Genomic DNA, 23299 nt, shown 5'->3' with positions numbered 1-23299 from the left:
TTAGTTTCCTAATGAAAGACTATCTTTTGTTTTATTTATCCAATTGATTATTTCCTCTTTTTGAGTAGTTGAAAGGATTGCATTTCTATGGATTAAAGTATAGGAAGACAAAGGCATTTCACCCGATTTTATTTGCTTAACAATTCGTTCTAATTTGTTTCCCTGCTTGCGTGGAGAATAATTGCCAAACGTACTGAAATTCAAGTTTTCTTTTCCTTCTTTAATATGACTATCCAAAAACATTCTCGCTGGTTGAATGTAAGAATACCACGGATATTCTGTATTGTTACTGTGGCAATCATAACAGGAAGTTCGTAAAATGGTTTCTACATTGGAAGGAACAGTATATGTTTTTACAAAATGGCTTGGCAAAACCTGCCCGTAATCTAAATTGCGAGCAGGTTGATAAAATTGTATCAGCAACAAAATAATAAAACCTACAACGAATATTCTTCTGATGCTAATTTTCATTTAGAATGTTTTTTTTACTGATCCACAAGTAAGCATTTGAGCACCATAATATGGATTTTTGATTTCTTTAGTTTCACTTATCCAGTAGCCACTTTTCCCCTCATCATACATTGGACAATAATCCTGATACAATTTTTGAGTAGTTCCAAAGCTTTTTATCAAATCGTTGATATCTTTGCTCAACATGGCAAAATGTTCTCTTTGATGTTCAATTTTTCCTGCATTGCTACCAATATGTTCCGCATGCTCTTTGGCATCATCGGCAATATCAACATATTCCATTTTCAATTTCGCATTTAGTGATTTTGAATCTAAAGCGTTTAGAGTCGCATATAAAGCTTTCCCGGCGTTTGCCGCTCCTTTTGAATCATCCTTTACAAGTGCATTCTTAAGTTTTAGATAATTATTTACTACTTCATTGATAGAAAAAGAAGATTGAGGAGTCGCTACAACCGTTGTTTCTGTCTTAGTTTTAACAACCGTAGTTGGGATGTTTTTTGCATTTTCGCTAACCGGCTCGGTTAATTCCATTCCGCATTTAGAACATTTATCTCCCTTTTTTCCTGTAATTTCAGGATGCATTGAACATGCATATAATTGCGAAACACTTTCTGTTTTCTCAGAATTTGTTGCGCCAGCATCTTCCTTTTTTTGGTTACACGAAACCATTACTAGTGTCATTACTATGGTCGAAAGAACTACATTTTTCATTTTTCTTGTTTTTTTATTTATTAATAATTGCATTACTATTAGCAACAATGTTTGAAAATTTATTTTAATATAAAAGTAATTTTTAAAAGTTTAAAAATAATTCACATACTACGTATTGAATTAACCTTAAAGGGAATTTGAATTTAGACCTATGAATTATTTTTTCTTATCCTCCATTTTGGTCATTTCCATTCCACATTTAGTACACTTTCCTGCTTTATCAGACTGCTCACCATCCATTGCACAGACATATTTAGTGATAACTTTGCTACTTGATTGACTTCCTTTTACTGCGACGTTGCGTTTTACTTCGGTTGTTTTTACCATTTTCATACCACATTTTCCACATTTTCCAGGTTCAGAACTCACCTCATTAGGATGCATTGAGCACGTGTAATTTACTTCTTGAACTTCTTTTTTTGTTATATCCATACCGCATTTAGGACACTTTCCTGCTTTATCAGAAGTTGTACCATCCATTTTACAAACGTATTTTGAAACTACTTCTGTTTTTCTGCCTTTACCTGAGGTGTCGTGGTTCAGTGTTTTTACTAATTTCATTCCACATTTACTACACTCTCCTTCTTTACTGCTCATTTCATCCGGATGCATTGGACAAGTAAACATTTCTTTAACCAATTCCTTTTGGGAAGATTTTACAGCTTCTTGAGCTGATGCCATTGTATTCACTGCTAAGAATACGCTCAGTACGATAATTAATGTTTTCATTTTTTATTGTTTTAAAATATTAAACAAATGATTGATTTATATTACACAAATTTACAACGCATACATTTTGACTTCTTGTAGAATTTTGCAAATGATTTGTAAATTTTACAAACCATCTATTTGTAATCTACTATTTTCTTTTAATTGTTTAAAATGAGTTGGCGTTACGCCCGTAATTTTTTTAAACTGATTACTCAAATGTGCGACATCAGTATAATTCAATTGCATTGCAATTTCACTTAGTGTTAACTCATTATACATTATTAACTCCTTTACTTTTTCAATCTTTTGAGCAATAAAATAATGTTCTATAGTCTTACCCTCAACTTCGGAAAACAGATTACTCAATACGTTATAATCTTGACCTAATTGTTCCGATAAATAGAACGATAAATTGGTTTTTAGTTCAATGTCTTTATGATGTACCAAATCAACTATTAGATTCTTTATCCGCTCAATGGTAATCCTAATTTTGTCTTCTAATAATTCGAAACCAAGTGCGTGTAACCTTTTTGAAAGTATCTCTTTTTCATCATCTTTAAAATCGTCCAAAAGTTCGACTTCTCCCAGTTGAACTGAAATAGCGTGAAGTCCAATTTTTTCAAGTTCAGACTTCACGACAATATTACAGCGATTGCATACCATATTTTTGATATAAATCTTCATTTTTATTTAATAGTTTCAACTGTCTTACCACAAGACAACATTTGTGAACCATAATATGGATTTTTAATTCCATTGTCTTTGCTCAACCAATTAGCTCCTTTCCCTCCATTTGCCATTGGACAAAATTGATAAAAAACCGGCGTTTCATACTTAGCCACTTTGATCAAATCATACATGTTTTTTGATAATGACATAAAAACCATTCTTTGTTTATTGATATCCTGTGTTTCAGAAATACTTTTGGCATCAGCGGTTAAATCTTTCATCACTTTCATCCAAACCATATGAACATCCATAGCAAGTTTGTCCATTTTTACCCCATTTAAGGAAGTCAATAAATCTTTTGCCACTGAAGACGCTACTTTTCCATCCGTTTTCACCAAGGCATCTTTTAATAAAAAATAATTCTCAAAAACTGGTTTTAATTGATTTTGCGCTACTTGATCCTTTTTAGGCGTTTCTGCATTATTTTCATGATTTTTCATTCCTGCCATTTTTTTCGCCTGTTCGCTATCGCTCTGATTTGTTTTAGCATCGCCTGTCACCGATACCTTAGCTTCACGCTCGTACTGGCAACAACCGGCAAGGCTGTTATAAGCAGCATCAGGAGCAAGGAATTTCTCGCTATCATAACCCGCCAAGGCAATACGTTTTAATATTTCGTCCTGGTTCGTTTTTGCTGAATCATAAGTCAAAGTAGCCATTTTGGTGTCTTTATCCCAATCGACCTGAGCTACTTTTCTTAAATTTCCTGCTTTCTCTATGGTTGCTTCACACATGCCACAATTCCCGTAGATTTTTACCGTTTCGGTTTTAGTATTCTTTATTTGTGCATTTACAATTGTGATTGAAAGCAATAGTAAAATTGCCATCAATATTTTTTTTATTGATTTCATTGTTTTAAATAATTTTGAAGTGAATGTGCCCCAATCAATATTGAAAAACTAGCATATTGCTACAATTCAAATTGAATCTGACTATAAATTTAATGATTTTAAAGCAGTAATGCTTTGAATTAGACCCAATAATGGCTGTCTAAATAGAAATTTAGCTTATTTTAGGTGGAAGCCAAATGCAACGGAAATCTGAAGAAATGAAGATTTCTGAATAATAATAATTTTGTTTCTCGTGTGAAAAACTAAAGAGTTGACTGTTAAGTTCAACATAAGAAAGAGAAGACAAAGCCAAATTAACGACAGAACTGGTGCAAGAAACATGTTTGCATCCTCCGTTACAACCCTCATGACTTTTTGAACTTTTTTCCTTATTGCAGCAAGCCGATTTCTCGCTTTGCGAAGCAGCTTCTTTTTTACAACACGCTTTCTCTGATTTAGTTCCACATGCAAAAGCTACGCTTGGCATCATAAAGAAACCAAGCATAACAAGTAGCATTATGCAAAACTTTTTTGTCATGATCTAACTTTTGTAAAAAACAAAGGTATTAAATAAACGGCTGATGTTAATTTTTTAACTCCTAATTACTTGTTAAAAAACTAATTACTTTCCTTCCCCCAATATCCCATTCATTATCGATTGTAACAACGACAATACAATACTAAAGATTAATGCTGTCCAAAAGGAATCAACATGAAAACCACCAACAATATTGGTGCACAATATTATAATCAATGCATTAATGACCAGCAAAAACAATCCCAATGTCAGAATCGTCACTGGTAAAGTTAGTATTACCAATATTGGTTTGATAAATATGTTAAGTAAACCAAGAACTATAGCTACAATTAAAGCTGTAGTAAAACTAGCCACATGAACGCCCGGCATAAAGTGAGCAATAAGTAATACCAAACCTGCTGTAATAAGGATTCTGAGTAATAAATTCATACTTTTTGTTTTAAAATTTAAATAAATGTAAGAAAAATTTAAATCTGATTAATTTATTTTAAGAAAGAACTCGTTATTTGATGAAAAAGGACTGGATTTTCCGCATGAAGCCAATGACCTGCATTAGGAATTGTTTCAATAGTAAAATTAGGGAAATGCTGCTTTATACTTTCGAAATCAGTGTCTAAAATATAATTAGAATTTCCACCACGTATGAACAATGTTGGTTTCTCAAAAATGGCATTTGGTGACAAAGGAACTCCTATTTCATCCATTTTTTTATTAAAAACTTCCAAATTAAATCGGAAAGCGAGTTGTCCCGGTTCTTGCCAATACAAACTTTTCATCAGGAATTGTCTCGTTCCAAAATCAGGAATATATTGAGACATAATTTCCTCGACTTCGTTTCGAGTTGGTTTTTTGAAGAAATCAACTGCGTTTAATCCAGCCAGAATATCCTGATGGTGCTGCGGATAAAATTTTGGTCCAATATCAGCAACAATCAATTTATCTACTAATTCCGGATGCGTTGTCGCCAAAAGCATGGCTACTTTCCCACCCATGGAATGTCCTATTATATCTATATTTTCTAAATTATGCGCTTCACAATATTCGAAAATATCTTGAACCATTATTTCATAGCTGAATTCATCTGAATGCAAACTACGGCCGTGATTGCGCAAATCGATCATATGAACTTGAAAACCTTCGGCACCAAACTGAGTGCCTAGTGTTTTCCAATTATCCGACATTCCCAAAAAGCCGTGGAGAATTAAAAGTGGTTTGCCTGAACCTTCTATTTTTGAGTAGAGCATTTTGATTTTAGATTTTAGATTGCAGAATTACGTGCGTGAGGGATAGCAGTGGAAATCCTTTTTTATCATGAAACGATAGTGGAATGAAAAAAAGATTGCAACGGATAGCCCGACCACGCTGCAACGTTAGTGAAAGTGTGGTCACGCCCAAATTATTTTATTTTAATTTTTGCAAATACATATTGATCACATTATCCAATCCCAAATAAATGGCTTCAGAAATTAAGGCATGCCCTATAGAAACTTCCAGCAGTCCTGGTAGGTTTTCTTTGAAAAACTGAATATTGTCTAAACTTAAATCGTGACCTGCATTAATTCCCAAACCGATTTGATTGGCCAAAATTGCCGATTCCATATACGGCTGTATACCTCTTTTGTTACCCAAACCGTATTCGTGTGCGAATGCCTCGGTATACAATTCGATTCTTTCAGTTCCAATTTTTTTTGCGCCTTCAATCATTTCTAGAACCGGATCCACAAAAATAGAAGTTCGGATTCCGTTGCGTTGAAATTCTTGCACAATTTCGGTTAAATATTCGGCATGTTTTATGGTATTCCAACCTGCATTGGAAGTTATCGCATCGACAGCATCTGGAACTAAAGTAACTTGGCTAGGTTTGATTTCGAGAATAAGATCGATAAATGTTTTCTCTGGATTTCCCTCAATATTATATTCGGTGTAAACAATGGATTTCAAATCTCTGGCATCTTGATAACGGATGTGACGCTCATCTGGACGCGGATGAATGGTGATTCCTTCTGCCCCGAACTTTTGAATATCAGTTGCTACCTTTAATAAATCGGGAACATTTCCTCCACGCGCATTTCGTAAAGTAGCTATTTTATTGATGTTTACGCTTAATTTTGTCATTGGAACACTTTTTGATTATGAAAAATAGTATTTGTTGTGACAAAAATACAAAGTAAAACCTAGGAGTTTTTGCTTATTTTTGATTATTTTGCATGAAATATTGAGATTGATTTATGACAGAAATTACAGAGTATATTACTAATGATTTTAAACCGATTGACAGCCAAGATACTATTGCGGATGTTCAAGACTTTTTTAATGATGTGCACTTTTCACATTTTCCTGTAATTGAGGAAGAAGTTTATATTGGCAGTATGGCCGCAGATGATATTGTAACTTTTGAAAACAAGAAAAAAATAGCAGATTACAGATTTACGCTCGAAGGATTTTTCGTTAGAACAAATACAATCTGGCTGGACGTATTAGAAATTTTCGCAAAGAATCATACTAACTTAGTACCTGTTTTGGACGAAAACAATAAATATGTTGGCTATTATGAAATCGAAGACATCATGCGATTTTTTCATGAAACTCCCTTTTTGAAAGAGCCTGGGGGAATTATTATTGTCAAAAAAGGAGTGTTAGATTACTCAATGGGGCAAATTACTCAAATAGTTGAAAGTAATAACGGAAAACTTTTAGGCTTGTTCATCTCTGAAGCAGACGTAGAAAGTGTACAAGTTACGATGAAAATTACGTTGGGAGCCATAAATGAAATCATCCAGACCTTCAGAAGGTATAATTATGAAATCATTTCCGAACATCAAGAAGACAATTACATTAACAGTTTAAAAGAACGTTCTGATTATTTAGATAAATACCTTAATATCTAATAAAAAACAAATTGGAAAATGACAAAATTAGCAGTTTAATTATCTGATTTACACATTATCTAATTATCTAATTTAAATAAATGAAAGTAGCTATATACGGACAATATTATCAGAACAGCACCGAACCGATAATTAAAGACATCTTCGTTTTTTTTAATACCAATAAGGTAGAGATGGTTATTGATTTGGCTTTTTTGAAAATACTCTACGAAAAAAAAATTGTTCAAAAAGAATACAAAACGTTTGAATCTCATACCGAATTAGATGCTAGTTTTGATATGCTGATAAGCATTGGTGGGGACGGAACAATTTTAAGAGCTGCAACCTTAGTGCGAGATTCAGGAGTACCTATATTAGGTATTAATGCGGGCCGTTTAGGTTTTTTAGCAACCGTTCAAAAAGAAAATATTGCCGCGTTTATGCAATTTGTAATTGAAAAAAAATATACCCTTTCAAAAAGAACATTATTAAGTTTATCATGTTCTCCAAACAATGAATCTATTCAGGACATTAACTTTGCCATGAATGAAATCACTGTTAGTAGAAAAGATACTACCTCGATGATTACCATAGACACATATCTTAATGATGAATTTTTAAATTCCTATTGGGCAGATGGATTGATTATTTCCACCCCTACGGGTTCAACGGGATATTCTTTGAGTTGCGGAGGACCCATACTCACCCCCGATGTAAAAAGTTTAGTTATCACACCTATCGCTCCTCATAACCTGAACGCGAGACCACTGGTTGTTCCAGACGAAACCGAAATCCGATTAAAAATTTCTGGCAGAGAGGAAAACTATCTCGTTTCCTTAGATTCCAGAATTACTTCTGTAAAAAACGAATCGATTCTGACGATTAAAAAAACGCCCTTTCAAATAAACATGGTAGAAATTCCTGAAGAAACATTTTTAAAAACGCTTCGCACTAAATTACTTTGGGGAGAAGACAAAAGGAATTAAAGCATTTATAACGAATACTATACGATTCAACCTCTTTTTTACGTTTTCATAAACAAATACCAAATTATACTTGTTTTTAGAAAAAACATACAATTAACTAAATAGGTGTCGAATTATATCGATAATTATTATATTTGCACGCAATTTTTAATTAAATGAACCGTATTCTAAACTTTTTTATATTCCTATTCCCTTTCATGGCAATACAAGCTCAAATTCATGAGATTGGTGTTTTTGTTGGTGGCAGTAACTTCATAGGCGATGTAGGTTCTACAACTTATATATCTCCAAATGAACCCGCAATTGGATTATTATATAAATGGAACAAAAGTCCAAGACATTCCTATCGATTTTCCTACACACAATCAAAAATTACTGCAAACGATCTAAATTCTGAGGAAGCAGGTAGAAATCAAAGAGGGTATCGTTTTGAAAACAGCGTTAAAGAATTCTCTGCTGGGCTCGAATTTAATTTTTTTGATTTTAATCTGCATGAATTAAGAACCAAAATTACACCTTACGTCTACTCCGGTTTAAGTTATGTGCAGTACGAAGGTTTATTTTTTGTAGATGGAAGAACTAGATCAGATACAAATCACGGAACTATCGCAATACCCATGATTTTGGGTGTAAAATCAAATATTACACCTAATTTTGTTTTAGGAATAGAAGTTGCAGCCAGATATACCTTCGCTGATGATATTGACGGAAGCAATCCAAAGAATGAAAATCTAAAATTTTTACAATTTGGTAACATAAATAATAATGATTGGTATGTTTTCTCTGGATTAACCTTAACTTATACTTTTGGTAACAAACCTTGCTATTGTGCAGATTAAAGAAATGGAAATATTAAATAAAATTGACGCAACTAACTTACCCAAACATTTAGCCATCATCATGGATGGTAATGGACGTTGGGCAAAACAACAAGGACTTTTGAGATCTTTGGGACATCAAAGTGGAACAAAATCAGTCAAAGTAATAATCGAAGCCAGTGCTAGATTGGGAATTGAATTTCTTACGCTATACGCTTTTTCGTCAGAAAACTGGAACAGACCAAAACTAGAGGTCGAAACATTAATGAAAGTTCTAATTAATTCATTAAAAAAAGAACTTGTAACACTGCAAAAAAATAACATCAAACTGAATGCTATTGGTAATTTGGAAAAATTACCAAAATCGGCTCAAAAGGAACTTCTTGATGTAATAAATAAAACAAAAGACAACACTAAAATGACTCTAACCCTAGCTTTAAGCTATGGTTCTAGGGAAGAATTAGTCAGTGCTGTAAAAAACATTTGTAGGAAAGTTAAAAATAATATAATTTCAATAGACACTATTGATGATTCAATTATAAATGAGCATCTTTACACGCAAAATTTACCAGATGTAGATTTATTAATACGAACAAGTGGAGAACATAGAATAAGTAATTTTTTGCTATGGCAAATTGCCTATGCAGAATTGTATTTTACTGATATATTGTGGCCAGACTTTAAAGAAGAAGATTTATATGAGGCTATTATTAGTTATCAAAAAAGAGAACGTAGATTTGGAAAAACAAGTGAACAAATTAAATAATTTTTTAGTGTTAAATCAAAAAATAGGAATAGCCCTTACCTTATTAATTTTTGGAAGTTTTACCCAAATTAAAGCTCAAGATCGAGTACCCTTTGACCAAGGAAAAAAATATATCCTAGCAGATGTTGCAGTTGTTGGTAAAATAAGTTTTAATAATCAAACAGTAATAACTTTTGCAGGACTTCAAAAAGGACAAGAAATAACAATTCCAGGTGAAGAAATCAGCGGTGCTATTAAAAAACTTGGAAAATTAGGCCTTTTTGATGAAATTTCGTTTTATGTAAATAAAATACAAAATGACAGTATTTATCTTGATTTAAACCTGGTAGAATTGCCTAAGTTAAACGAGGTGAAATTTGTAGGAATTAAGAAAAATAAAACTGAAGGTCTAATTAAAGACAACAGTCTTACAAAAGGCAAAGTAGTAAATGAAAATTTAATTACTACCACTAAAAACTACATCGAAAGTAAATACAAAAAAGAAGGTTATTACAATACTAAAGTAAATATTACTACTATAAAAGACACATCAAGTGTAAATCAAGTAAATATGCTTGTTACAATTGATAAAGGAGATAAAGTAAAAATACAAAGTATTGATTTTGTTGGGAACGACAAATTATCTGATAAGACATTGCGAAATGCAATGAAAGATACAAAACAAAAAAACCCGCTACGTATTTTAAAAGCATCCAAATTTATACAGGCAAAATACAAAACAGACTTAGAAAAAGTAATCGCCGCTTATAAAGAAAAAGGATATCGTGATGCCAGAATACTTTCGGATTCTGTTACTTATAACAAGAATAAAAATGCATTAGCGATTAAAATAAATGTTGAAGAGGGAAATAAATACTATTTTGGAAATATTAAATTTCTAGGAAATACGGTATATTCTGATCAGTTGTTAAGTAGAATACTGGGCGTAAAAAAAGGAGAAACCTATAACGGAGTCTTACTTGAGAAACGTATTGCGGATAAATCAAAACCAGACAGTGAAGACATTACCAATTTATATCAAAACAATGGGTATTTGTTTTCTAATATAAATGCAGTAGAGGTAAAAACGGCAAACGACACTATCGATTTTGAAATTAGAGTTACTGAAGGTCCATTAGCTTATTTTAATAAAATTACGGTTGTAGGAAATGACAAAACAAATGACCGTGTAATTTATAGAGAATTAAGAACAAAACCAGGAGACAAATACAGCAAAGAAGAATTAGTAAGAACCATTCGTGAGATTGGACAATTAGGATTCTTTGATCCGGAAGCAATTGATCCTAAATTCAAAAACGTAGATTCAGGTGCTGGAACAGTTGATATTGAATATAACCTTGTAGAAAAAGGTTCAAGTCAAATAGAACTTCAAGGAGGTTATGGGGGTGGAGGTTTCATAGGCACTTTAGGTTTGTCATTTAACAATTTCTCAGCGCGTAATCTTTTGAATAAAGAAGCGTACAAACCATTACCAATGGGTGACGGACAGAAGGTATCCTTACGATTACAGGGAAGTACTTATTTCCAAACGTATAGTGTATCATTCTCTGAACCATGGTTTGGGCAAAAAAAGCCCGTACAATTCAGCACCTCACTATCTTATAGCAAACAGTTTTTAAATAATTATATTACACAAAGAGTTGATAAAACTAAAAGCTTTAATATATTAACCTTATCCGTAGGATTAGCAAAAAGATTGACTGTACCAGATGATTTCTTTGTATTGTCACAATCTGTAAGTTACCAACATTATGATTTGAATAATTACAATACAGGATTATTTACTTTTGGAAATGGAACATCAAGAAACTTAGCTTATACTATAGGACTAACAAGAAGTAATAAAGGAGTAAATCCTATATTCCCTACTTATGGATCAGAGTTTAGTATTTCGGCGAAAGTGACACCTCCTTATTCGTTATTGAATGGAACTGATTATGCTACATTAGGAGCTAAAGAAGAGTATAAATTAAAAAACACTGTTGACAGATCAAATACACCAGATGCAAACGGAAATACCGTTAAAATAGGTGACTACATAGATGCAGCTGGAAATAAAGTATTCAGCTATCAAGATGCTGCACCGGACGCTGCATTAGTTGATCAAAAGAAATTTAATTGGTTAGAATATTACAAAATAAAGTTCAAAGCGGACTGGTACACAAAAATTTATGGTAAATTAGTACTACGAACATTGACTGAATTTGGATTCCTAGGAGCATACAATCAAGACAGGGGTGTTGTACCATTCGAAAGATTCTATGTAGGTGGTGATGGATTAGCTAATTACTCGATGGATGGTAGAGAAACGATCCAGTTAAGAGGTTATCCAAACAATTCATTGACACCTGTAAACAGCAAAGGAGAACAAATTGGAGCAACTGTGTATAATAAATTTTCATTAGAAATGCGTTATCCTATTACATTGAAATCATCTGCATCTATTTATGCTTTGACTTTCTTGGAAGCAGGTTCGTCATATAAAGATTTCAAAAGCTATAATCCGTTTGCGTTAAGTCGTTCCGCTGGAGCTGGATTACGTGTATTTATGCCGGCGTTTGGATTATTAGGTATTGATTTTGGATATGGCTTTGATGCTTTACCAGGAACATCAAAACCTAACGGGTGGGAAACTCACTTTATCATTGGACAACAATTTTAAAAAAATGACATAAAATTTTCTAATACTATAACGTTATGAGAAAACAATTTTTATTTCTATTTTTAGCATTTATCATACTAGGTACGATGAATGGGCAAACGAGAGGCACTAAAATAGGCTACATTGACATGGAGTACATTTTACAAAATGTTACCGACTATACTGAAGCCAAGAGTCAATTAGATCAAAAAGCCCAAAAATGGAAGCAGGAAATTGAGATAAAAAAAATAGAGGTCAATAAACTTAAAGATGCCTTAAAAGCTGAAAAAGCTTTATTAACGAAACAACTAATCGATGAAAGAGAAACAGAGATCAAGTTTCTTGAAGGCGAAATAATAGATTATCAGCAAAAAAGATTTGGTCCAAACGGTGATTTAATACAACAAAAAATAGTTTTGGCAAAGCCAATTCAAGACCAGGTATTTACTGCCATTCAAGACATAGCAGAAGCAAAGAAATATGATTTTATCTTTGACAAATCCTCAGATTTGACTATGCTTTTTACTGCAAAAAGATTTGACATTAGCGAACAGGTTTTACGCGTACTGAATCGTACTGAAAAAAGAGAGCAGTTGACAAAAAAACAACTTAAAGATCAAGAAACGAAGGAGAGCAAAGAAGATGCAGTTGATGAAAATCCAGTTTTAGCGGATAGAAAAAAAGTATTAGACGAAAAAAAAGCGGCAAGAGATCAGGTTATTGCTGATAGAAAATTACTTCAAGAACAAAAGAAAAAAGAATATGACGACAGAAGAAAACAACTTTTATCCGAAAGAGAATCTAAAAAAAATGGCACGGTTTCTGCCTCATCTAAAACAGAGGAAACAAAATCAACGGCAGTTGTAAACGATTCCTCTAAATTAGCCTCAAAAAAAGTTATTGAGGACGCTAAAATCAAGCAAGCCGCAGACAGAGCAACAACTTTAGAAGAGCGTAAAAAAGTAATCGAAGATCGTAAAAAAGCCTTAGAAGACAAAAAGAAAAAAATACTGGAAGAAAGAGAAGCGCTGAAAAAAGCCAAAGCTGAAAAATTAAAAGAAAATACAAACAAAAATTAATATTAAATATTTTAAAAACGATGAAACAAATTAAAACTTTACTAATTGCCGCTATACTATTCTTTGGCGCAAATCAAACAATTAATGCACAAGCAAAAACAGCACATGTTGATGTAAGTGAAATTATGGCAAAAATGCCAGCTATGATAGACGCTCAAAAACAATTGGAAAAATTGAGTGGTACTTATGATGCAAATTATAAAAAAATGGTTGAAGAATACCAAACAAAATTAAAAAAATACGATTCAGAATCAGCAACGGTAACTGAGGCAGTAAATGGAGAACGTTCAAAAGAAGTTCAAGATATGCAAAAAAGAATTGTTGATTTTAGAGACAATGCTCAAAAAGAATTGCAACAAAAAGAATCTGATATTGTTAAACCATTGATGGACAAAGTAAGAACTTCTATCCAAAAAGTAGGTAAAGCAAAAGGATTTCAATATGTTTTAGATGGTTCTACACTTTTATTAGCTGACGGTCCAAACTTGACTGCTGATGTGAAAAAAGATTTAGGATTTTAAAAAACACACAATTAGCTTATAAAACTGCTCACCCAAAATTTGGGAATGAGCAGTTTTTTTTTGAAAATAATTTTTAGGATATCTAAATCCTAGCCCTTAACTTTGTTTCTATGCACAACGATCAACCTATAGGAATTTTCGACTCCGGCATTGGCGGAACCTCCATTTGGAAAGAGATACATCAATTACTTCCAAATGAAAAAACAATATACCTAGCCGACAGTAAAAATGCTCCTTATGGCCAGAAATCAAAAGAGGAGATTATTGCTTTAAGCATGAAAAATACGGAACTGCTACTTGAGATGAACTGCAAATTGATAGTAGTCGCTTGCAACACTGCAACTACTAATGCTATTCGTGAATTACGCGAAAAGTATGACGTTTCTTTCATAGGCATTGAACCGGCTATAAAACCTGCCGCAACACATTCTAAGACGCAAATCATAGGCATACTTGCTACACAAGGAACACTGAACAGCGAGCTTTTTAATAAAACTACAGAGAAATATCAAGATACCAAAATAATTGAACAAGTAGGTCATGGATTAGTGCAGCTGATTGAAAATGGAGATATCAATTCGCCAGAAATGACCCAATTACTTACCTCCTATCTCGCACCTATGATTGAGGCTAACATCGATTATCTGGTCTTGGGATGCAGTCATTATCCTTATTTGATTCCTCAAATAAAAAAGATACTTCCAGAACATATTCACATCATTGATTCTGGGGAAGCTGTTGCTAAACAAACTCAAAAAATATTAAAAGAAAAAATAGGTCTTTCTTCAGCCGAAAAAAGCAAACCAATTTTCTATACTAATACTGATTCAAAAGTATTATCTGAAATTTTAGAGAATAAATATACCGTGGAAAAAATCGAATTTTAAGAAATTCAGTTTATTCCTCCTTGAACCAACTGGAATACATTACGTAATTATTAGATATACGTTCAATTTCACCAGCAAAATCAGATTGGTCAATATCTTTCACCTTTTTGGCAGGAACACCAGCCCAAATCGATCCAGAACCTACAACCGTATTTTGCGTAATAACAGCTCCGGCTGCAACAATAGAATTACTTTCAATAATACAATTATCCATAACGATTGCTCCCATTCCAATCAATACATTGTCATGAACTGTGCAACCATGTACAATGGCATTATGGCCAATTGAAACATTATTCCCTATAATTGTTGGATGTTTTTTATAGGTACAATGAATAATCGCACCATCTTGAATATTTACTTTATCCCCTATTTTGATGAAATTCACATCTCCTCTAATTACAGTATTAAACCAAACACTACAAGAAGAGCCAAAACTAACATCACCAACAATAGTAGCATTCTCGGCTACATAACAATCCTCCGGTATAGAAGGAGATTTTCCGTTTACAGACTTAATTAACATGGATATAAGGTAAAATTAATTTATTGCAGGACAATTGCATTCGTATTTTTCAGGTTTGCAAAATAAATTGATTCCCAAAGTAATTTGGTGATAACCACCATTATCAAATTTCATAGCTCCTGATACATGCGAATAAGTATAGGCAAACATGAAATTATTGAAATTAACCCCAACAATGGGCGTGAAATATTGAAGTCTCTGCTTAGAAACTCCAGAACCATTGGTATATTCAGCGCTATCAAAACTTCTACGATATGACAAACCTCCCCATAGTTTTCCAAAATCAAAATCTTTGTATGCTTTCATATTAAGGTCTATTGATTTCTCTTTAGTCTTGTCTACCAGTTGAAATAAAATTGATGGTTCCCACAATATTCTATCCTTATCGCCAAAAACATAACCCGAACTCAACAAGTATTTTCTCAAATTATCACTTTCATATTCCGTGTAAATATCTCTTCTGGTTTCAATAGCATTTTTAACCGTACCATGAACATAAAGGTCTAAATAGTTATAGGAAGCGCCAAAATCAATGTTGAAATAAGAATCTTTTTGTACAATTGTGCCATCAATAATGGGATCAAAATCACCAGACTGTCTAAACTCCGTTTCGTCTAATTGGCTTTGGATTAAACCTCCGCTAATCCCAAAAGACAACTGATTCAAATCAATTTCATCTCTAGAAAACATAAGATGATAGGCATATGTAAACTTTACCCCTTTCTGGGAATGGTACCCATTTTTATCATTAAATAGAATAATTCCAGCCCCTGCCTTTTCCCCTACTCTTCCATTAAAGCTCAGTGTTTGAAGTTCTGGCGCATCTTCCTGACCAAACCATTGTTTACGTGCAGTAAGCCTAATTTTAGCACAATTTGCAGCACCAGCCATTGATGGGTGAATCAAATAATAATTATCTGATAAATAATCCGAATAAACGGCAACTCCCTCTTGTGCAAAGGAACAGTGAGATATAAAAAAAAGAAAGGCTATGAGTCTAATTTTGTTATACATTGTAATACAATTATATAAGATGAGTGTGAAACCAAAAAAATTACAATAACCAGTTGTATAACTAAATTTTTGTTAATTTATTTTATTAATATTCAAATATAGCGATTCGTGGAAAATATCTTTACTAAATTTGTAGAAATTTACAAAGATCATGACAAAAATTAGTATAAAAGAAACACAAAACCCAACCATACTCAAATTTGAATTCCCAGATTTTATAACTCAGAACGAGAGTTTTGAATTCAAAAACATAGATGAAGCTAAAGCATCTCCCCTTGCACAACAATTATTTTACCTGCCATTTGTAAAAACAATTTACATCTCGGGGAATTTTATGGCAATCGAGAAGTACAGCATTGTAGAATGGGACGACGTTAAGGATGCCGTTGCGGAACAAATAGAGACATTTGTAAGCAATGGTGGCACAATCATCAATGTTGACGAAAATAAAACAAAAAAACAACCCGTAACTGTTTACGGAGAAACAACTCCTAATCCAGCAGCTTTAAAATTTGTGGTTAGCAAAATGTTAACAAAAAACGCTATCGAATTCAAAAACATTGATCAAACAGGTGCATCACCACTTGCAAAAGAATTATTCAAATTCCCCTATGTGAAAGAAGTTTTTATCGACGAAAATTACATCTCGGTAACTAAATATGAAATCAATGACTGGCAGGAAATAACATTAGAATTAAGAAGTTTCATTAAACAATATATTGAGAACGGAGGAACAGTTCTAGATGAAAATTTCATTCAAGCAGTCACAGCAAAAGAAGACACCAAAGCAAAAGAGTTTGATAATCTGGATGTGACCTCACAACAAATCATCAACATACTAGAAGAGTATGTAAAACCTGCCGTACAAGCTGACGGCGGAAATATCGCATTCGATTCCTATAACGAAACTGATAAAACCGTAAAAGTAATCCTTCAAGGTGCTTGCAGTGGTTGCCCTTCTTCGACATTTACATTAAAAAGCGGTATAGAAAACATGTTAAAAAGCATGCTTAACGATGATAACATTAAAGTAGAAGCAGTCAACGCTTAAAAACACAACATGTTGACAATGTTAATATTACATTAAAAAATACTGAATTTTAAATTAAAATTTTAAAAAATTTGGTACATTTAATATCTAATTTAACACCTAGAAACTATGTCAGTATTAAAAGTAATTGAAGTACTTTCCAATTCAGAAATTAGTTGGGAAGATGCAGCTCGAAAAGGAGTTGCCAAGGCGGCTACATCGTTAAAAAACATACGATCTGCATATATTAAAGACCACAGTGCAGCCGTAAAAGATGGTAAGATTACAGAATATAGAGTAAATTTAAAATTAACATTTGAACTTGAATAGATTAATTTTAATAATAAAATTTAGGCGTTTCATTCGAGACGCTTTTTTTTGTAATTTCTTTTTAGGAGCAATTCCCGCTATCCGTTTCAATCTTTCTAGTCCTTAACTTATTTCAGGATTCTGAAATAAGTTAAGGACTAGAAAGGATTTCCTCTACTATCGGGGCTAAAAATAAAAACCTCCTTTCAAAAACTACTCCTTATCAATACAACATCTCAACAATCCTCAATAGAAATTCTGAAATGCTAATTCATTGGCGGAAGCCAACGAAAAATAAAATTCGTCTTTTTTAACTATACATTTTAAAGATAAAAAAACATCATTTTACTCACACAAAAACAAGCCATATTTAACACCAAACACTGATTTTCAGCAAACTATTAACGATACGTTGGAACAATTTTAAAAATAAATGCTTAATATTGTAAGACTAATCAAATAAATATATCATGGGAGTATTATCATTTTTAAAGAATTTGTTTGGCTCAGCCAAAGAATCAGCAAATGAATTGGCTGACAAAGCCGAAACGACTTTTGACCAAGTAAAAGAAAAAGCAGCGCCTTATATTGAAAAAGCAGAAACTTTTACAGAGGAAACTTTTGATAAAGCAAAAGAAACTGCAACACCTTATTTTGAAAAAGCTGAATCATTTACTAATGAAACAATAGAAAAAGTAAAAGAAACAGCAGCACCACTTATAGAGAACACAGAAGAATATACTACAAAAGCAAAGGAAGTAGTAAGCGAATATTCTGACAAAGCCGAAGATGCTTTTGCAAAAATGACGGGAAGTTCAAAAGAAACTGCTAAAGTAGTAGAAGAAAAAGTTGAAGATATAGTAGATAAGTCTAAAACAATTGTTGCGGAAAATGTGGAAGTCACAAAAGACAAAGCTGTAGATGCTGTAGATGAATCTAAAACTATTGCTTCAGAAACTGCTGAAACTATTTCTGAAAAAACAAGCAAATTTGCAAATGATACCAATTCAGAAGCGGAAGAAATAGCCAAAAAAAATATAAATAAAATAGAAGAAGACGCAGATTAGATTTTAAAAAATAATTAATTTGTATTTTCGCCATTCAAACTTAACCTTCTCCTATGAGAAGGTTTTTTATTATTAAAAAGATGAACTTAGACCCTAATCAACTTACTGATTACGCCAGTACTTTTGTTAAAGTATTGATAGATTATTCGCCAAAATTGATATCTGCTTTCCTAATTCTATTTGCAGGACTTTATACCATTCGGATTATCAATAGATTTATTAGAAGCATGATGATAAAAAGAGATTTAGACCCTACACTAACTAGGTTTCTTTCAGATATTTTACTTTGGGTTTTAAGGGTTTTATTATTTATAACTTTTATCTCAAATCTGGGAATAGAAACCTCTTCCTTTGTCGCTATCCTAGGAGCAATGGGGCTTGCCGTAGGTTTATCACTTCAAGGGTCATTATCAAATTTTGCGGGAGGAATGCTGATTATTCTCTTTAAACCATTTAAAGTTGGTCATACAATAGAGGCGCAAGGAGTCGTCGGAACAGTAAGCGAAATTCAAATATTTGTTACCAAATTAATTAATGCCAACAACCAAACTATTTTTGTCCCAAACGGATCTTTATCAAACGGCACTATCATCAATTACTCCTTACAAGGATTCAGAAGGGCCGATTTGACAATAGCAATTTCTTACGATACTGATATTAAAAAAGCAAAAGACATCATTACAATCGTTTTAGATAATAACCCTAAAATACTTAAAACACCTACTGCTGAAGTTTCCGTAAAAAACTTAACGGATAACGCGATCCAACTTGCGGTGCGACCATGGGCAAATAATGAAGATTTTGGTGCCGTTTTCTCTGAGACTCTGGAAAGCTGTAAGCTGGCATTTGATGCGGCTGGAATTGTTGTTCAACCTTATGTAAGAGAATCGTCCAAAGTTAATTCTTAATTTAAATACCTTATTTTTTTGAAGTGGTAATCAAAAAATCTTTTAAATAATAGGGCTCAAAATAAGCGACATCTACCGTGTCACCAGTTTTGTATTTCTCAAAACTCAACAAACTCATATCCTTTGCAGATGGATATTTGATTTCATCTAAGAAAATAAAATTTTCCCTATTCAAAACCGCTTTACATTTTTCTGAACAATCACCCACAAAATAAATTGTTTCCTCTAAATCACTAAAGGAACCTTCTGTGATTATTTCAGCTATAATTTCTCGTTTGCTTTCTAAATTTGGAGTGAATATGGCACTGTATACTTCCATTCTTCTGGCATCAATCATTGGAACAATTAACCCATCTGTAACAACAACTTGGGAAGCTAACGTTTTTAATGTATCAACTGCAATTAATGGAATGTCTAAAGCATAGCTTAATCCTTTGGCTGCAGAAACTCCTATTCTCAATCCAGTATAAGAACCTGGACCTTGACTTACTGCGATCGCTGCTAAATCATTGACCGTAATCTCTGCTTCTGTTATGATTTCTTCAATAAAAACATGCAAGCGTTCGGCATGGGAATAACCTTCTTCAGCAATTTCTTTGCATAGAATTGTTTTTCCTTCTTTTGCAAGAGCAACAGAACAGTTTTTAGTAGCGGTTTCGATGTTTAGAATGTATTCCAATTTTATTTTAGGTTAAGAATTTTAGATTTAGGATTACTGAATCATAAATTCATTAATTTATTTATTTTTAATTTTCCCAAAACTTGTCATTCAGACGAAGGAGGAATCTCAAATGATTTCTCCTTCGTCGGAATGACAAAACTTGAGTGACTAATTTATTGATAAAACACAATCACACTACAAATCTCGTTATAAAACTTGGAATTTTAGATTTGCTTTTGAAATTTTAAAAAAATTATTTCTTCTCTTTTTCTTTATCTGTTTTTAGTGTCACTTTATCCCCAGAATTCAGATCCTTTGACACCGTTGTATAAGGACCTGTTATGACAATATCTCCTTTTTTAAGACCGGTTAAAACTTCAATATTCGTATCGTCTTGAATCCCCGTTTTTATTATTCTGATTTTTGCTTTGCCTGCTACTTTCACAAAAACACATTCAAATTTTTTATCGCTTTTAGGAGCTGCTTCTTTAACCTCTGTTTTAGAATCTGGCATCTTGCCAACAACCACAGCCGTAGTATCAGATTTTACCACTACTGAACTTATCGGCACGGACAAAACATTATTTTTAGTTTTGGTAATTATATCAACCGTCGCTGTCATTCCTGGTCTAAAAGGAGAATACGTTGCTGGCCTTCCTTCTAGTAAATCTTGGTATGATTCTTTAAGTATTCTTACTTTCACTTTAAAATTAGTTACTTGATCAGCCGTTAAAGAAGAACTTGCCGAATTAGAAATACTCGTAACGATTCCTTTAAACTGTTTTTTCAAATAAGCATCAACTTCGACTTTAGCTTCGTCGCCCACTTTTATTTTTACAATATCATTTTCATTTACATCTACTTCTACTTCCATATTGTTCAAGTTAGCGACTCTCATTATTTCGGTTCCAGCCATTTGTTGCGTTCCCAAAACACGTTCTCCTAACTCCACATTAAGCATCGAAATTGTACCATCTGCCGGAGCATAAATAATGGTACGGCCAAGATTGTCTTTGGCTTCATTTACTGAAGCAGACGCACTTTGAACATTATAATAAGCTGTTTGCTTTGTTGCTTTTGCTACTTCAAAAGAAGCGACTGCTTTGTCCCAATCTGATTTGGATATAATTCCCTTTTCAAATAACGTTTTGTTTCTGTCGTAACTTGATTTAGCTTCTTTAAAAGAGGCGTCCGCCTGACTTAATCCCGCTTTTGTACCTGATAAATTGGCAACCGTTCTATTTAAACCGGAGGTATATAAATCTGGATTGATTTTTACTAGTAGATCTCCTTTTTTAACTACTTGTCCTTCTTTTACAGGCAATGCAATAACTTCTCCAGAAACCATTGAAGATATTTTTACTTCTATTTCAGGTTGAATTTTCCCAGTGGCAGAAACAGTTTCTATGATTGTGGATGCATTTACGGTAGTTATCTCTACTTCTTTTCCTTTATCTTTATTACCAATAACTCCCGTTTTTGAAAGTATTACCAATAAAGCTATAATTGCTACTACGCTACCAATTAAGATATAAATTGTTTTTTTTGACATGTTAAATTAGTTTTTGATAATTGGAATCCCAAAATAGAATTCCAGTATTTTAATTTTAAAAATATAATCGTATTTGGTTCTAGTAACTTCAGATTGTGCATTTGACAATAAGGTTTGTGATTGGTTAAAATCAAATGAATTCATCAAACCTACAGCATATTTTTCTTTGGCATAATTATAGGCTTCTTGTCTTGATTCTAATGCTACAATAGAAGATTCATGTGCGTTTAAAGCGCCTTTTGCATCTGTAAATGCAGTAAAAACGTTTCTTTGCAAATCTAAATCCTGTTGTTCTAATGCGATTTTTGATTTTTCTAAACTTACTTTTGAACGTTCTACATTATTTCTTACTGAAAACCCATTAAAAATTGGAACGGACAATTGTGCTCCGAATGACTGTCCTTTATTATTGCCAAATTGATCCCAAAACGGCAATGCATTTCCTAATACTGGAGAAAAATTATTTTGCAAAACATTTTGATTTGTCCCTTGTACATACCCAACTATAGATGTAGGATTTGACGTATTAGGCTGAACACCTGCAATTCTGTCACTATAAGCAACCCTGGAACTAAAACTATAGAATCCTTGAAGAGTAGGTTGAAAAGCCCCTTTAGCGATTGCAACATTTTTTTCTGCTATCTCCAAATTGGTTTTGGCAATTTTCAATTCGATTTTATGTTCTTTTGCTTTGTCGTAGATTGCCGCTGGTGTTTGCGCTAAAATATTATTTTCGTCTTTAACTAAAGTATTATCAATTACATCAAAATTTTCGAAGTCTTTTAATTGCAATAATTGAGCTAAACTTAATTTAGAAATCAACAGCGCATTATCCGCAGCAATAACCGTTTGGTTATTAGATGCAACAGTTGCTTTTATATCTAACAAATCTCCACGAGGAATCGATCCTGCATTAACTAATTCTTCTGAACGAGAATACTGTTTTTGATTGATCGCTAATTGTTCCTGTTGCACTTTTAAATTCTCTTTATTAAAAAGAATCTGTAAAAAAGCATTAGCAACATTTAGTGCTACATCTTCCTGCATTTTTTGCAATTGATATTTCGCTGCTACTATCGAAAGATTGGCTCTGCGAAGTGTATTTTGATTTTGTAAGCCTTTATAAATATCAATTCCAATATTTGCTCCTGCAGAGGTAAACTGAGTTGTTTTATTTTGTAAAAGTCCTGTTGTAATATCCTGATTCAAACCAATATTCCAAGAGTGAGACGCATTAGCATTTAACGAAGGAAGGAAATTCCCTATTGCGCCTTTTTTATCAATTGCAGCCGTTTTAGAATCTAATTCGGTTTGCTTGATCGAAATGTTATTTTGTACCGCATAATTTACACATTCTTCCAAGGTCCACTTTTTAGATTGCGCCTGAACTGATAGCCCAAATAGAACAATAAAAACGAAACTTATACAACTCTTTTTTTTCATATTCATTTGATAAAAATACAGCAAAAACACTGTACCAATTTAACATTTTTTAAAAACTATTTGTTTTTTCTAGCTCCGATTTATCTATTAATCGATTACTTCTTTAGACAATAATTTTTAACTTTTATTTAAAAAAACTATAATTTAATTTTCAAATTTAATACTAATGCTGCGAATTATTCAAAATTATCAAAATGAATTCTACTACTAAAAAGGCTAGTTTTCCTGATAATA

The 23299-nt window shown here is 32.7% G+C and carries 26 protein-coding genes; 12 read left to right on the top strand and 14 right to left on the bottom strand.

All coding sequences use genetic code 11. The features are described from left to right. The 9 genes from ACFX5F_RS01800 to ACFX5F_RS01760 all read right to left on the bottom strand — a co-directional run bounded on the left by ACFX5F_RS01800 (position 1) and on the right by ACFX5F_RS01760 (position 6105). Positions 1-471 carry a heme-binding domain-containing protein gene (locus ACFX5F_RS01800; protein WP_379849340.1) on the bottom strand — a complete coding sequence of 157 codons (471 nt, stop codon included), beginning with the start codon at positions 469-471 and terminating at the stop codon, positions 1-3. After that, positions 472-1182: a DUF3347 domain-containing protein gene (locus tag ACFX5F_RS01795; protein ID WP_379849338.1), complete on the bottom strand. Its 711-nt coding sequence runs from the start codon at positions 1180-1182 to the stop codon at positions 472-474. Between the two features lie 156 nt (positions 1183-1338). Continuing rightward, positions 1339-1911, bottom strand: a complete 573-nt coding sequence (locus ACFX5F_RS01790) for a heavy metal-binding domain-containing protein (protein WP_379849336.1) — start codon at positions 1909-1911, stop codon at positions 1339-1341. A 105-nt stretch (positions 1912-2016) separates the two neighbouring features. After that, the gene (locus ACFX5F_RS01785) at positions 2017-2577 is read right to left on the bottom strand and encodes a helix-turn-helix domain-containing protein (RefSeq protein ID WP_379849334.1); all 561 of its coding nucleotides are present in this window, start codon (positions 2575-2577) and stop codon (positions 2017-2019) included. Between the two features lie 2 nt (positions 2578-2579). Beyond that, positions 2580-3473, bottom strand: a complete 894-nt coding sequence (locus ACFX5F_RS01780; protein WP_379849332.1) for a DUF3347 domain-containing protein — start codon at positions 3471-3473, stop codon at positions 2580-2582. A 151-nt stretch (positions 3474-3624) separates the two neighbouring features. After that, on the bottom strand, positions 3625-3969 hold the full coding sequence (locus ACFX5F_RS01775) for a hypothetical protein (RefSeq protein WP_379849330.1): 345 nt from the start codon (positions 3967-3969) through the stop codon (positions 3625-3627). Between the two features lie 105 nt (positions 3970-4074). After that, entirely contained in the window at positions 4075-4419 is a 345-nt protein-coding gene (locus ACFX5F_RS01770) for a phage holin family protein (RefSeq protein ID WP_379849328.1), read from the bottom strand. A gap of 53 nt (positions 4420-4472) precedes the next feature. Next, on the bottom strand, positions 4473-5234 hold the full coding sequence (locus tag ACFX5F_RS01765) for an alpha/beta fold hydrolase (RefSeq protein WP_379849326.1): 762 nt from the start codon (positions 5232-5234) through the stop codon (positions 4473-4475). 157 nt (positions 5235-5391) lie between these two features. Continuing rightward, positions 5392-6105 (bottom strand): pyridoxine 5'-phosphate synthase, encoded by a 714-nt coding sequence (locus ACFX5F_RS01760; RefSeq protein ID WP_379849324.1) that lies wholly within the window; start codon positions 6103-6105, stop codon positions 5392-5394. A gap of 113 nt (positions 6106-6218) precedes the next feature. On the opposite strand from ACFX5F_RS01760, the gene ACFX5F_RS01755 reads away from it, so the two are divergent. The 8 genes from ACFX5F_RS01755 to murI all read left to right on the top strand — a co-directional run bounded on the left by ACFX5F_RS01755 (position 6219) and on the right by murI (position 14555). Beyond that, the gene (locus ACFX5F_RS01755; RefSeq protein WP_379849322.1) at positions 6219-6878 is read left to right on the top strand and encodes a CBS domain-containing protein; all 660 of its coding nucleotides are present in this window, start codon (positions 6219-6221) and stop codon (positions 6876-6878) included. An 80-nt stretch (positions 6879-6958) separates the two neighbouring features. Next, a complete protein-coding gene (locus ACFX5F_RS01750; RefSeq protein WP_379849320.1) occupies positions 6959-7843 on the top strand; it encodes an NAD kinase in 885 nt (294 codons plus the stop codon). Between the two features lie 155 nt (positions 7844-7998). Continuing rightward, positions 7999-8682, top strand: coding sequence for a type IX secretion system protein PorG (gene porG, locus ACFX5F_RS01745; RefSeq protein WP_379849318.1), 684 nt, complete (start codon positions 7999-8001; stop codon positions 8680-8682). Positions 8683-8686: 4 nt separating this feature from the next. Further along, positions 8687-9427, top strand: a complete 741-nt coding sequence (gene uppS / locus ACFX5F_RS01740) for an undecaprenyl pyrophosphate synthase (protein ID WP_379849316.1) — start codon at positions 8687-8689, stop codon at positions 9425-9427. Then, a complete protein-coding gene (gene bamA, locus ACFX5F_RS01735; RefSeq protein WP_379849314.1) occupies positions 9360-12089 on the top strand; it encodes an outer membrane protein assembly factor BamA in 2730 nt (909 codons plus the stop codon). The genes uppS and bamA overlap by 68 nt, the downstream gene beginning before the upstream one ends. Positions 12090-12124: 35 nt before the next feature. Beyond that, entirely contained in the window at positions 12125-13147 is a 1023-nt protein-coding gene (locus tag ACFX5F_RS01730; RefSeq protein WP_379849312.1) for an OmpH family outer membrane protein, read from the top strand. 20 nt (positions 13148-13167) lie between these two features. Beyond that, a complete protein-coding gene (locus ACFX5F_RS01725) occupies positions 13168-13668 on the top strand; it encodes an OmpH/Skp family outer membrane protein (RefSeq protein WP_379849310.1) in 501 nt (166 codons plus the stop codon). A 110-nt stretch (positions 13669-13778) separates the two neighbouring features. Continuing rightward, the gene (gene murI, locus ACFX5F_RS01720; RefSeq protein ID WP_379849308.1) at positions 13779-14555 is read left to right on the top strand and encodes a glutamate racemase; all 777 of its coding nucleotides are present in this window, start codon (positions 13779-13781) and stop codon (positions 14553-14555) included. 10 nt (positions 14556-14565) lie between these two features. Here murI and ACFX5F_RS01715 read toward each other — a convergent pair whose 3' ends face one another. Both ACFX5F_RS01715 and ACFX5F_RS01710 read right to left on the bottom strand, forming a co-directional pair. Further along, positions 14566-15081 carry a gamma carbonic anhydrase family protein gene (locus tag ACFX5F_RS01715; RefSeq protein WP_379849306.1) on the bottom strand — a complete coding sequence of 172 codons (516 nt, stop codon included), beginning with the start codon at positions 15079-15081 and terminating at the stop codon, positions 14566-14568. A gap of 15 nt (positions 15082-15096) precedes the next feature. Next, a complete protein-coding gene (locus ACFX5F_RS01710; protein WP_379849304.1) occupies positions 15097-16095 on the bottom strand; it encodes a PorP/SprF family type IX secretion system membrane protein in 999 nt (332 codons plus the stop codon). A gap of 151 nt (positions 16096-16246) precedes the next feature. On the opposite strand from ACFX5F_RS01710, the gene ACFX5F_RS01705 reads away from it, so the two are divergent. The 4 genes from ACFX5F_RS01705 (at position 16247) to ACFX5F_RS01690 (ending at position 19409) form a co-directional block, all read left to right on the top strand. Further along, positions 16247-17146, top strand: coding sequence for a NifU family protein (locus tag ACFX5F_RS01705; protein ID WP_379849302.1), 900 nt, complete (start codon positions 16247-16249; stop codon positions 17144-17146). A gap of 108 nt (positions 17147-17254) precedes the next feature. Further along, the gene (locus tag ACFX5F_RS01700) at positions 17255-17455 is read left to right on the top strand and encodes a dodecin family protein (protein ID WP_073204318.1); all 201 of its coding nucleotides are present in this window, start codon (positions 17255-17257) and stop codon (positions 17453-17455) included. A 449-nt stretch (positions 17456-17904) separates the two neighbouring features. Next, the gene (locus ACFX5F_RS01695) at positions 17905-18501 is read left to right on the top strand and encodes a hypothetical protein (protein ID WP_379849300.1); all 597 of its coding nucleotides are present in this window, start codon (positions 17905-17907) and stop codon (positions 18499-18501) included. A gap of 80 nt (positions 18502-18581) precedes the next feature. Beyond that, positions 18582-19409 carry a mechanosensitive ion channel family protein gene (locus tag ACFX5F_RS01690; protein ID WP_379849298.1) on the top strand — a complete coding sequence of 276 codons (828 nt, stop codon included), beginning with the start codon at positions 18582-18584 and terminating at the stop codon, positions 19407-19409. A 10-nt stretch (positions 19410-19419) separates the two neighbouring features. Here ACFX5F_RS01690 and tsaB read toward each other — a convergent pair whose 3' ends face one another. The 3 genes from tsaB to ACFX5F_RS01675 all read right to left on the bottom strand — a co-directional run bounded on the left by tsaB (position 19420) and on the right by ACFX5F_RS01675 (position 23065). Beyond that, complete coding sequence (gene tsaB / locus ACFX5F_RS01685) at positions 19420-20088, bottom strand: tRNA (adenosine(37)-N6)-threonylcarbamoyltransferase complex dimerization subunit type 1 TsaB (RefSeq protein WP_379849296.1); 669 nt, start codon at positions 20086-20088, stop codon at positions 19420-19422. A 235-nt stretch (positions 20089-20323) separates the two neighbouring features. Further along, positions 20324-21622 (bottom strand): efflux RND transporter periplasmic adaptor subunit, encoded by a 1299-nt coding sequence (locus ACFX5F_RS01680; protein ID WP_379849294.1) that lies wholly within the window; start codon positions 21620-21622, stop codon positions 20324-20326. Positions 21623-21628: 6 nt separating this feature from the next. Continuing rightward, a complete protein-coding gene (locus ACFX5F_RS01675) occupies positions 21629-23065 on the bottom strand; it encodes a TolC family protein (RefSeq protein ID WP_379849292.1) in 1437 nt (478 codons plus the stop codon). Positions 23066-23299 lie beyond the last annotated feature (234 nt).

The organism is Flavobacterium zhoui (assembly GCF_042787235.1).
Taxonomy (GTDB): Bacteria; Bacteroidota; Bacteroidia; order Flavobacteriales; family Flavobacteriaceae; genus Flavobacterium; species Flavobacterium zhoui.
This window is presented reverse-complemented; position numbering and strand designations above follow the sequence as displayed.